Here is a 10,960-nt window from a genome sequence, read left to right on the forward strand (position 1 = left end):
ACGTCACGCGCCGACCCTCAGTGAGCTGACCCGACATGTCGCAAACCTTCGACTGGACCTCCGCCTATCCCTCGATCCGCATGCCGATGTTCGGCCGCAACGTGGTCGCGACCTCGCACGCGCTGGCGGCGCAGGCCGGGATGCGGATGCTGTGGAAGGGCGGCAACGCGGTCGACGCGGCGATCGCCACCGCCGCGGCGAAGACGCTGACCGAGCCGTGCAGCAACGGGCTCGGCTCGGACGCCTTCTGCATCCTCTGGGACGGCCAGGAACTGCACGGCCTGAACGCCTCGGGCGGGGCGCCGGGCGCCTGGACGCCGGACTACTTCACCCGGAAATACGGCCCGGCCACGCGGCCGCCGATGCGCGGCTGGGATTCGGTGACGGTGCCGGGCGCCGTCGGCGCCTGGGTCGCCCTGTCCGAGCGCTTCGGCAAGCTGCCCTTCGCCGACCTGCTGGAGCCGGCCATCGAGATCGCCGAGCGCGGCTACCTCGCGCCGATCGTGGTGCAGCAGAAATGGGCCGCCGCGGCAGCGGTCCCCGACCTCGTGCGCCAGCCGGGCTTTTCGGAGTTCTTCCTGCCCCGCGGCCGCGCGCCGGATGTCGGCGAGCTGGTCACGCTCAAGGCCGCGGCGCGGACGCTGCGCGCCATCGCCGAGACGAAGGGCAAAGCCTTCTACGAGGGCGAGATCGCCGAGGCCATGGCGCGGCACGCGGGCGCGAACGGCGGCGCGATGACGCTCGCGGACCTGTCCGCCTACCGCCCGGAATGGGTGACGCCGACGCGCAAGGACTACCGCGGCTACACGCTGCACGAGATCCCGCCGAACGGGCAGGGCATCGCCGCGCAGATCGCGCTCGGCATCCTCGAGAGCTTCGACCTCGCCGGGATGGCGGTGGACGGGGCGGAGGCGCAGCACCTGCAGATCGAGGCGATGAAGCTCGCCTTCGCCGACACCTACGCGCACGTCGCCGACGGGCCCGCGATGCGGGTGAGCCCCGAGGCGATGCTCGACGACGCCTACCTCGCGTCCCGCGCCAAGCTGATCGACCCGCGCCGCGCGCAGGATTTCGGCGCCGGCAACCCGGTGCGCGGCGGCACGATCTACCTCACCGCCGCCGACGAATCCGGCATGATGGTGAGCTTCATCCAGTCGAACTTCATGGGCTTCGGCTCCGGCGTGGTGGTGCCGGAGTGGGGCCTGTCGCTGCAGAACCGCGGCTACGGCTTCGTCCTCGACGAAGCGAGCCCGAATTGCGTGGCGCCGGGCAAGCGCCCGTTCCACACCATCATCCCCGGCTTCCTCACGCAGGGCGGCGCCCCGGTGATGAGTTTCGGCGTGATGGGCGGCAACATGCAGCCGCAGGGCCACGTGCAGACGCTGGTGCGGATGATCGACCACGCCCAGAACCCGCAAGCCGCCTGCGACGCCCCGCGCTGGCGCTTCAACCAGGGCCTCGAGATCAACGCCGAATCCGCGATGCCGGCGGACACGCTCGACGGCCTCGTCGCCCGCGGCCACCGGGTCGCGGTGATCCGGGACAGCTACCAGGATTTCGGCGCCGGCCAGTTCATCTGGCGGATGGGCGACCCCGGCGTCGAAGGCTACGCCGCCGCCAGCGACCCGCGCCGCGACGGGCAGGCGGTGGTCTGGTGAGGCCGAAGCCCCCCGACGCGGCATCCCGGGTCGCCGCTGGCGATCGCGCGCCGAGCGGTTAGGCTGGTGCGGCGAAACATCCGTCCGCCGAGGCTCCCGGCCATGAACCCGTTCCTGTTCCAGACCACGCCGAACCTGCTGTTCGAGGCCGGGGCGGCGGGCAAGATCCCCGAGCTGGTCGCCAAGTTCGGCGCGCGAACCATCCTGCTGGTGACCGACCGGGGCGTGCGCGCCGCCGGGCTGACGCGGGCGGCCGAGGCGGCGCTGGCGCAGGCCGGCTGCCGCATCGACGTGTTCGCGGACGTGGTCGCGGACCCGCCGAGCCACGTGGTCGAGACCGCGGCGGCCTTCGCGCGGGCGTCGGGCGCGGAGCTGGTGCTCGCGATCGGCGGCGGCTCGGCGCTCGATACCGCCAAGCTCGTGGCCTACCTCGCCCGCTCGGACGACGCCCTGGACGCGATCTACGGCGTCGGCCTCGCCACGGGCGAGCGCCTGCCGCTGATCCTGGTGCCGACCACCGCCGGCACCGGATCGGAGGTGACGCCGATCGCCATCGTCACCACGCCCACGCAAGAGAAGAAGGGCGTCGTCGCCCCGCGCCTGCTGCCCGACTGGGCGGTGCTCGACCCGGAGCTGACGCGGGGCCTGCCCGCCGCCGTCACCGCGGCCACCGGCATCGACGCGATGGTGCACGCGATCGAGGCCTATACCAGCCGCCACCGCAAGAATCCGATCTCCGACGGCCTCGCCCGGCAGGCCCTGGGGCTGCTCGCCTGCCATATCCGGATCGCCTGCACCGACGGCGGCGATGTCGAGGCGCGCTCCGGGATGCTGCTCGGGTCGATGCTCGCCGGCATGGCCTTCGCCAACGCGCCGGTGGCGGCGGTGCACGCGCTCGCCTACCCGATCGGCGCGCTGTTCCACGTGCCGCACGGGCTCTCGAACGCGCTGGTGCTGATGGGCGTGCTGCGCTTCAACCTGCCGGAGGCGCGGGCGCTCTACGCCGAGCTCGCGCCGATCCTCGACCCGGACGCCCGCGACCGGCCGGCGGCGGAGGCGGCCGACCGCTTCGTCGCGGCGCTCGCCGCGATCTGCCGCGATTGCGGCGTCCCGCCCTCGCTCGCGGCGGTCGGCATCGCGGAGACGGACCTCGACCGCCTCGCCGACGACGCGATGAAGCAGACGCGGCTCCTGGTGAACAACCCGCGGACGGTGACCCGCGCCGACGCGCGCGCGATCTACGCCGCGGCGCTGGCGGGCACCGCCTGAGGGCGCCTTCGAGGAGGCGATCCCGGCTGTCGCCGACGGCCTTGGCCGCGATCCAGCCACCGCCCTCATCCTGAGGCGCGGCCGCTTCCGTCGCTCTCGCGCTTCGGCCGGTCCTTTTCGGGTCGATGTCCGTATAGGGGGGGCACACAGGAGCGACGCCACCCACCATGCCAGCCATCGAGACGGTCCCGAACCGCGTCGTCGCCGCCGTCCGGCGGTCCTTCCGGCAGTTCCTGGCACTGCCGCTCGCGACGATCGTCGGCTTCGTCGGGCTCAATGCGCTGGTCTACCTCGCCGACCGCTCGTGGTCCGGCGGCGCGGCGCCCACGGGCTTCCGCTGGCTCGGCGCGCTGCTCGGAGACCGCGCCGCGCTCGGCGGCCTGCTCACCACCGTGGCGTCGAGCATCATCACCGTGACGTCGATCACCTTCTCGCTGCTGCTCATCGCCGTGCAGCAGGGCGCGGCCTCGCTCACCGCGCAGGTCACTGACCAGTTCATGGCCCGGCGCACCAACCAGTTCTACTTCGGCTACTTCGTCGGCCTGTCGGTCTTCGTGCTGATGACCCTGGTGACCAACACCGAGTTCCACCGGCCGGTCTTCGGCACGAGCCTGGCCCTGGTAATGACGACCTTCGCCCTCTGCCTCGTCATCGTGATGCTCTACAACACCATCGATCAGATGCGGCCCGAGCGCATCGTCCAGTTCATCCACGAGCAGATCCTAGAGGCCCGCGCCGACGACGAGCGCCTGCTCGCGCGCACCCGCCGGACGCCCCGGCCGGGCTGGGACGTCCGCGCGGTGGTGCGCGCGACCGAGCGCGGCTACGTCGTCGGCCTCGACGCAGACCGGATCCAGGCGGCGATCGCGCGCGCCGCGCCGGACGCCGTCGAGGTTCGGATGCGGGTTCCGGTCGGCACCTTCCGGGCGCTCGGCGACCCGCTCTTCGACATCCGGGCCCGGCCGGGCTTCGTGCTGGAAGCGGAAGCGCGGGAGGCGGTCGAGGCCGCGTGCGGGCGGGCGCTCACCTTCGACGACGGGCGCGACCTCGGGCACGATGCCGGCTACGGCCTGCACCAGCTCGCGACCATCGCCTGGACCTCGGTCTCGACCGCGAAGTCGAACCCCAGCCCCGGCCGCGTCGTCCTCCTGGCTTTGCGCGACATCGTCGCCCGCTGGAGCCCCGGCGAGGTCGACCCGCCGGAGGCATTGGGCGCGCACGTGATCCTGGCCGACCACGCCCCGACCGCGGCCACCGATGCGCTGGAGGCGGTGATCGTCGTCGCCTCGGAATCGATCCAGTGCCAGACCCTCGCCGAGGCGATGGACAGCCTGGCGATCCTGCTCGGCCACGTCGCCGCGCCGACGGCCGACCGCCTCGCCGGCATCGCCCAGCGCTCGCTCTCCGCCCTCGGCGAGCACGTGCTGACCCGCGAGCTCGAAGCCGCCCTCGACGGCCTCGCCGCGGCGTTGGCCACGCGCGGCTTCGACGACGGCGCGGCGGCGGTCGCGGCGGCGACGCGGGCGCTGGCCGAAAGCCACGGCACGCTCAACTCGCGATCGACCCGCGTGCCGGGAACCACCGGCTGACCCGCCGCGGACAGCGGCCCCGTTCTCGGGAACTTCCGGCCACTCGTCCCGCCCGCGCCCTCATCCTGAGGTGCTTGCGCGAAGCGGACGCCTGGAAGGAGGCTCCCGGGGATCGCGCGACCACTGGAAGGCTCCTTCGCGGCGGCCGCCGCGGGGCCGCACCTCAGGACGAGGGGGTGGTTTGGGGCGAGGCGCGTTCGCCAGAACGCCGCGCCGCTACTTCGGCGTTGGCGCACCCGCCGGCTTGGCGGCCGCGGGCTTCGGCGCGGCTACGGGCTTCCCCGCCCATTCCGGGTCCGAGCGCGGGCCGCCGGGGGTGTCGGTCGCGGCGGTGAGCTGGCCGGGCACCACGTCGCCCACCCGCGTCCAGGTCTGGGTCTGGCACAGCACGGAGATCAGGCAGCCCTTCACCGACAGCTCGGCGGGGGTCTCGCTCCAGATCGTCACGTCGTAGGACTTGCCGTTGTCGCCGTTGTAGATCTTGCCGACGAACCGGCCCTCCTCGTTGCGCTTCAGGCCGAGGATCATCTGGTGGCCGAGGAGCGGCCGGGCCTGCCGCTTCGGGTCGGAGTTGTAGCGGTCGATCTTCGGCTTGCCGTCCTCGCCCAGCGGCTTCGAGCCCCAGACGACGTAGCCGCACAGGTTCGCGCCGCCCGGCCCGCAATGCTCGGTCCGCACCCGGGCGCGCCCGTCCTCGGTGAACCAGGTGCCGGTGGGGTCGGCCGCGACCGCCGGGCTGGCCCCGAGGGCGGAGGCGGCGGCGAGGCCGAGGAGGGCGAAGGTCGAGACGCGGGCGGACATGACGGTCATTCGGTTTCCTCAGGGGGAAGGGGAGGGATGGGCCGCGGGCGCGGTGCCGGCCTCGTCGCGGGCGCCGACGAAGCGGTTGAGCACCCGTCCGAGGACGCGGCTCAAGCCCTCCATCAGCAGGAACACCGCCGGCACGAAGACCAGCGAGAGCAGGGTCGAGACGATCAGCCCGGCGATCACCGCGACCGCCATCGGCGCGCGGAACTCGCCGCCGACGCCGAGCGCCATCGCGGAGGGCACCATGCCGGCGGCCATGGCGATCGTCGTCATCACGATCGGGCGGGCACGCTTGCGGCCGGCCTCGACGATCGCGGTGACGGGATCGACGCCGCGTCCCATCTCCTCGACGGCGAAATCCACCAGCATGATCGCGTTCTTGGTCACCAGCCCCATCAGCATCAGGATGCCGATCACCACCGGCATCGAGATCGGCATGCTCATCACGAGCAGGCCGAGGATCGCGCCGCCGATCGAGAGCGGCAGCGAGAACAGGATCGTCAGCGGCTGCAGGAACGAGCCGAACAGCAGCACGAGCACGGCGTACACCATCATGATCCCGGCGCCCATCGCCAGAAGGAAGCCGGAGAAGACCTCGCCCATGATCTCGGCGTCGCCGGTCTGTCGGATGGTGACGCCCGGCGGCAGGCTCTTGGCGGTCGGCGTCTCCAGCGCCTGGGCGATCAGCGAGCCGAGCGCGTCCGAGCCCTCCATGTTGGCCTCCACGGCCACGCGCACGACGCGGTCGTAGCGGTCGATCGCGCCCGGGCCCTGGTCGAGCTCGATGTCGGCCACCGCCGCCAGCGGCACCGCGGTGCCGTTGTTGGCCGGCACCTTCAGGTTCTCCAGCCGCGAGACCGTGCCGCGGGCGCTGTCGGGCAGCTGCACCCGGATCGGGATCTGGCGGTCGGCGGCGTTGAACTTGGCGAGGTTCAGGCCGATGTCGCCGATCGTTCCGACCCGCACCGTCTCGGCGATGGCGTCGGTCGAGACGCCGAGATCGGCCGCGACGCCGGGCTTCGGGCGGATGCGGACCTCGGTGCGGTTCAGGGGCGCCGTCGACATCACCGCGACGAGGTGGGGGATCGCGGCCATGTCGCGCTGGAGCCTGGCGGCGACCTCGGCCACCACGCCGGCATCGGGGCCGCCGACCACGAGGGCGAGGTCGCGCTGGCCCGAGTCGCGCAGGGACCACGAGCGGATGTCGGGCTCCTGCGCGATCAGCCCGGCGATCTCGGTCTCGACGGCGGCCTGCGACTGGGCGCGGGCGTTCTTCGGCGTCAGGTTGACGGTGAGCGTGGCCAGCCGCGTCTCCCGCTTGCCGCCGACCTGCCGGCCGCCGTCGACGAAGACCGAGACCACCTCGGGCAGGGCGCGGATGCGCGCGACCACCCGGTCGGACACGGCGATGGTGTCGGCGAGCCGCGCGCCCGGCGCCAGCTCGAGCATGAACAGGGTGCGGGCGTTGTCCTGCTTCGGCACGAAGCCGGAGGGCAGCAGGCCGGTGGAGGCGAGCGAGCCGGCAAACAGGGCCAGCCCGACGAGGAGGGTGACCACCCGGTGGCGCACCGACCAGCCGACGAGGCGGCCGTAGGCGCGCATCACCGGCCCCTCGCGCTCCGCGTGGTGGGCGTGGTCGCGCAGGAAGTAGGCCGCGAGCATCGGCGTGATCAGCCGCGCGACCAGCAGCGACATGAACACCGAGACCGCGATGGTGAGCCCGAACTGGATGAAGTAGCGCCCGGCGATCCCCGGCATGAACGACACCGGCGCGAACACCGCGATCAGGGTCGCGGTGATGGCGATGACGGCGAGCCCGATCTCGTCGGCGCCCTCGATCGCCGCCCGGTAGGCGGACTTGCCCATCCGCATGTGGCGGACGATGTTCTCGATCTCGACGATGGCGTCGTCGACCAGGATGCCGGTCACCAGGGTGATCGCCAGCAGGCTGATGCCGTTCAGGGTGAAGCCGAGCGCGTCCATCGCCCAGAAGGTCGGGAACACGGAGAGCGGCAGGGCCAAGGCCGCGATCAGCGTCGCGCGCCAGTCGCGCAGGAACAGGAACACCACCAGCACGGCGAGCGCCGCGCCCTCGATCAGGGTGTGCATCGCCGAATCGTAGGAGCCGATCGTGGCCGAGACCGAGGAGTCGATCCTTTCGAATTTGACGTCGGGGTAGCTGATCGCGAACTCCGAGATCTTCCTTTCGACGCCGGCGGCGACCTCGGCGTCGCTCGCGCCCGAGCCGCGCGAGACCGCGAAGGCGACCACCGGCCGGCCGTCGAAGCGGGCGAAGGTGCGCGGCTCCTCGATCGCGTCCCGCACGGTGGCCAGATCCGCGAGGCGCACCTTGCGGCCGCCGGGCAGGACGATGGAGGTGGCCTTGAGGTCGGCGAGCGTCCGCGAGGCGGCCAGCGTCCGGATCGACTGCTCGCGCCCGCCGACCTCGCCGCGCCCGCCCGCCATGTCGGCCGAGGTCAGGCGCACCTGCCGGTTGACGTCGGCCGCGGTGATGCCGAGCGCCAGCAGCCGGTCGGGCTGCAGCTCGATGCGCATCTCGCGCGCCACGCCCCCGACCCGCTCGACGCCGCCGACGCCCTTCACCCCCTGGAGGATGCGCGCGAACCTGTCCTCGACGAGCCAGGACAGGTCGGCGGGCGTCATCGCCGGCGCGGTGACGCCGTAGATCAGGATCGGCAGGCCGGCGATCTCGACCCGGCTGATCACCGGCTCGTCGATGGTGCGCGGCAGGTTGATGCGGATCTTCGAGACCGCGTCCTTGACGTCGTTGACGGCCCGGTCGGTGTTCACCTCGAGCCGGAACTCGACGGTGGTGACGGACGAGCCCTCGGTGATCGCCGAGGTGATGTGCTTGACCCCGCGCACGCCGGCGATCGAGTCCTCGACCCATTTCGTGACCTGGGTCTGGAGCTCGGAGGGCGCCGCGCCCGACTGCGTGATCGCCACCGAGACGATCGGCACGTCGACGTTCGGCATCCGCGTCACCGCGAGCCCGCGGAAGCTGACGAGGCCGAGCACGATCAGCACGAGGAACAGGACCAGCGGCCCGATCGGGTTGCGGATCGCGTAGGCCGAGACGTTCAGGCGCATCGGGCGGCCCGTTCCTTCTGCATCACTTGGCGGGGCGGCGTCGGCTCAGGGGACACCGGCGTCGGCGCTCGCCTCGGGCGACGGCGCCTCGGCCACGGCCGGGGCGACGGCCGCCAGCGGAACGGGGCGGACCTTGTCGCCGTCCCGCAGGAAGCTGCCGGCGCGGGCGACGACGCGCTCGCCCTCGGAGAGCCCGCTGCGGATCTCGATGTCGTCGTCGTCGGACAGGCCGGTGCGGACCTGGCGGGCCTCGACCGTGTCGCCGGCGACCACGAGGACGCTGCTGCGCGCCGGGCCGCCGTAGAGCACCGCGGCCTGGGGAACGGCGACGCCGCGGGTGCGGGCGATCTCGACCGCGCCGCGGGCGAAGGTGCCGATGCGCAGCCGCGGGTCGGCCTCGAGCCGGACGCGGACCTTGCCGAGCCGGCTCGCCCGGTCGACCTCCGGGTAGACCGCGCGGACGCTGCCCTGGACGCGTGCGCCCGCGCCGATCTCGATCCAGGCCGGGCGGCCCTCCCGCAGCAGCGGCAGCTTGGTCTCGACGACCTCGCCTTCGAGCTCGATCTCGCCCCGGGCGATCAGGCGGAACAGCGGCTCGGCCGCGGACGAGGCGGTGATGCCGACGCGCGCGGTGCGGCGGTTGACGATGCCGGCTTCCGGCGCGCGGATCTCGGTACGGGCGAGCCGCAGCTCCAGCTCGTCGCGCACCGCCTTCGCCTGGGCCAGCTCGGCCTTCGCGATGACCAGGCCGTTGCGGGCGAAGGCGAGCTTGCCCTCGGCTTGGCGCAGGGTGGAGGTGCGCCCTTCCAGGATCGCCGCCGTGCCGTTCCCGGTCTGCATCAGCTGCTTGGCGCGGTCGAACGCGAGGCGCGCCTCGACGGCGGCGGCTTCCGCCTGCTCGATGGTGCTCTCGGCCTGCGGGACGGCGGCGGTGGCCTTGTCCACCAGGGCGGATTGCTGGGCGAGCTGGCGGTCGATCAAGTCGTGCGACAGGCGGGCGAGCACCTGGCCGCGGGCGACGCGCGCGCCCTCCTCGACCAGGACCTCGGTGACGCGGTAGCCGTCGATCTCGGGCGTCACCAGGATCTCGTCGCGCGGCACCAGCGTGCCGGTGACGACCACGCTCTCGACGATCTCGCGGCGCGCCGCCTCGACCACGCTGACCGCGGGCGCGGGGCTCGCCGCGGCGGGCGCCGGGGCGGTCTCGGCCCGTGCCGGCAGGGACAGGGGGAGCACGAGGGCCAGGGCGGCGAGGCCGAGGCGATGGGCGCGAACGGTCATCGGCCGGTCTCCGCGGGCGTCGAGGCGAGGGGAAGGCGCCCGTCGAGGCCCGCATCGAGCAGGGCGAGGAGCTGGGCGACGGCGGCGGCCGGGTCGTAGCCGGGCAGCAGCGCCCGGTCGACGATGATCCCCTTCATCAGGGGGCCGAGCAGGGCGTAGAGGGCGGCCGGGTCGCAGGCGGGGGACCGCGCCAGGGCGGCGAAGGTCTCGACGAACCAGCCCCGCGCCTCGGCCTCGGCCCGCGCGGTCATCGCGGCGATCGCCGGGTTGCGCGTCGCCTCCGACCAGATGTCGACCCGCAGGATCGCGGTCTCGCGGGTGATCGAGACGAAGTAGCGGGTAATGATGCCGAGCAGCGCCGCGCGGCGGTCGCCGTCGCGCTCCAGCTCGGCCACGAGCAGGGCGCCGCGGGCGCGCTCGCACTCGGCGAGCCCGAGGACGAGGTCCTCCTTCGAGGCGAAGTAGCGGTAGACGTTGCCGGCGCTCATCGCCGCCTCGCGGGCGAGGTCCTGCATCGTGGTGCGGTGGAAGCCGTTGCGCACGAAGCAGGCCTCGGCCGCGGCCAGGATGTGCTCGCGCCGGGCCGACGGCTCGATCCGCGCCGAGACGGCGCTGCCGGCGCTCATCGCGCGAGGCTCGCCGCCGAGACGTGGGGCACGATGCGGCTCGCGTCCTTCGCGGGCGGGACGCCCTGGCAGGCGGCGGGACGAACCGCGAGCCCGGCACAGGACCGCGCCTGCCATCCGTCGGGACCGGCCCCGGTCCAGCCGATCAGCGCGACCCAGGCGAGCCCGAGGATCCCGACGAGCGCGAGGTTCGCCGGCGTGGCCACGGCGCGAAGCTCCGCGAGGCGGAGGGCGGTGCCGGGATCGGAAACGGAAAGGCCCATGGCGGATTCCTGCGTGCCGCCCCGGTGTAATGAACGTTCATTCTCATGTCAATGAACGTTCATTCTCAGATCGGCTCAAGAAGCGTGTCGTCGCCGCAGCCCATCTTCCCCCCCCCCCCCGGGGGGGGGGGGAAAACGGGGTGGCCCAGGCCGAAAACCCCACCGCCGGGGCGGGGGCCCCGGCTACCCCGCCGCGGCCCGCGCCCCCCAGGATGAGGGTCAAGCCCTGGGAGGGAGGGGGCACCCCCCCCGGTACCCGCGCCACCCAACCCCACTCCCCCTGGTCGCCCGAGCCGGCACGAAAAAAGACGCCCGCCGGCCACATCTCCCCACACCCCCCCCCCCTGTGGTCCCAA

General features: G+C 73.1%; 8 protein-coding genes. 3 read left to right on the forward strand and 5 right to left on the reverse strand.

Going from position 1 to position 10,960, the window contains the following annotated elements:
* Nucleotides 1-35 precede the first annotated feature (35 nt).
* The 3 genes from MKK70_RS25605 (at nt 36) to MKK70_RS25615 (ending at nt 4,516) form a co-directional block, all read left to right on the forward strand.
* The gene (locus tag MKK70_RS25605) at nt 36-1,658 is read left to right on the forward strand and encodes a gamma-glutamyltransferase family protein (protein ID WP_243950714.1); all 1,623 of its coding nucleotides are present in this window, start codon (nt 36-38) and stop codon (nt 1,656-1,658) included.
* Between the two features lie 102 nt (nt 1,659-1,760).
* On the forward strand, nt 1,761-2,927 hold the full coding sequence (locus tag MKK70_RS25610; protein ID WP_243950716.1) for an iron-containing alcohol dehydrogenase: 1,167 nt from the start codon (nt 1,761-1,763) through the stop codon (nt 2,925-2,927).
* A gap of 167 nt (nt 2,928-3,094) precedes the next feature.
* Nucleotides 3,095-4,516 carry a DUF2254 family protein gene (locus MKK70_RS25615; protein WP_243933682.1) on the forward strand — a complete coding sequence of 474 codons (1,422 nt, stop codon included), beginning with the start codon at nt 3,095-3,097 and terminating at the stop codon, nt 4,514-4,516.
* Nucleotides 4,517-4,732: 216 nt separating this feature from the next.
* Here the strand turns inward: MKK70_RS25615 and MKK70_RS25620 are convergent, their stop codons facing one another.
* Genes MKK70_RS25620 through MKK70_RS25640 form a run of 5 tightly spaced genes read right to left on the reverse strand, consistent with a single transcriptional unit; the run spans nt 4,733 to nt 10,604 of the window.
* A complete protein-coding gene (locus tag MKK70_RS25620) occupies nt 4,733-5,326 on the reverse strand; it encodes a DUF2147 domain-containing protein (protein ID WP_243950718.1) in 594 nt (197 codons plus the stop codon).
* A gap of 9 nt (nt 5,327-5,335) precedes the next feature.
* Entirely contained in the window at nt 5,336-8,434 is a 3,099-nt protein-coding gene (locus MKK70_RS25625) for an efflux RND transporter permease subunit (protein WP_243950720.1), read from the reverse strand.
* Between the two features lie 45 nt (nt 8,435-8,479).
* A complete protein-coding gene (locus MKK70_RS25630) occupies nt 8,480-9,715 on the reverse strand; it encodes an efflux RND transporter periplasmic adaptor subunit (protein ID WP_243933686.1) in 1,236 nt (411 codons plus the stop codon).
* Nucleotides 9,712-10,341 (reverse strand): TetR/AcrR family transcriptional regulator, encoded by a 630-nt coding sequence (locus MKK70_RS25635; RefSeq protein WP_147728675.1) that lies wholly within the window; start codon nt 10,339-10,341, stop codon nt 9,712-9,714. The genes MKK70_RS25630 and MKK70_RS25635 overlap by 4 nt, the downstream gene beginning before the upstream one ends.
* Entirely contained in the window at nt 10,338-10,604 is a 267-nt protein-coding gene (locus MKK70_RS25640; protein ID WP_147844174.1) for a hypothetical protein, read from the reverse strand. Before MKK70_RS25640 ends, MKK70_RS25635 begins: the two co-directional genes overlap by 4 nt.
* Nucleotides 10,605-10,960 lie beyond the last annotated feature (356 nt).

It is taken from the genome of Methylobacterium sp. E-041 (genome assembly GCF_022829665.1).
Lineage (GTDB): Bacteria > Pseudomonadota > Alphaproteobacteria > Rhizobiales > Beijerinckiaceae > Methylobacterium.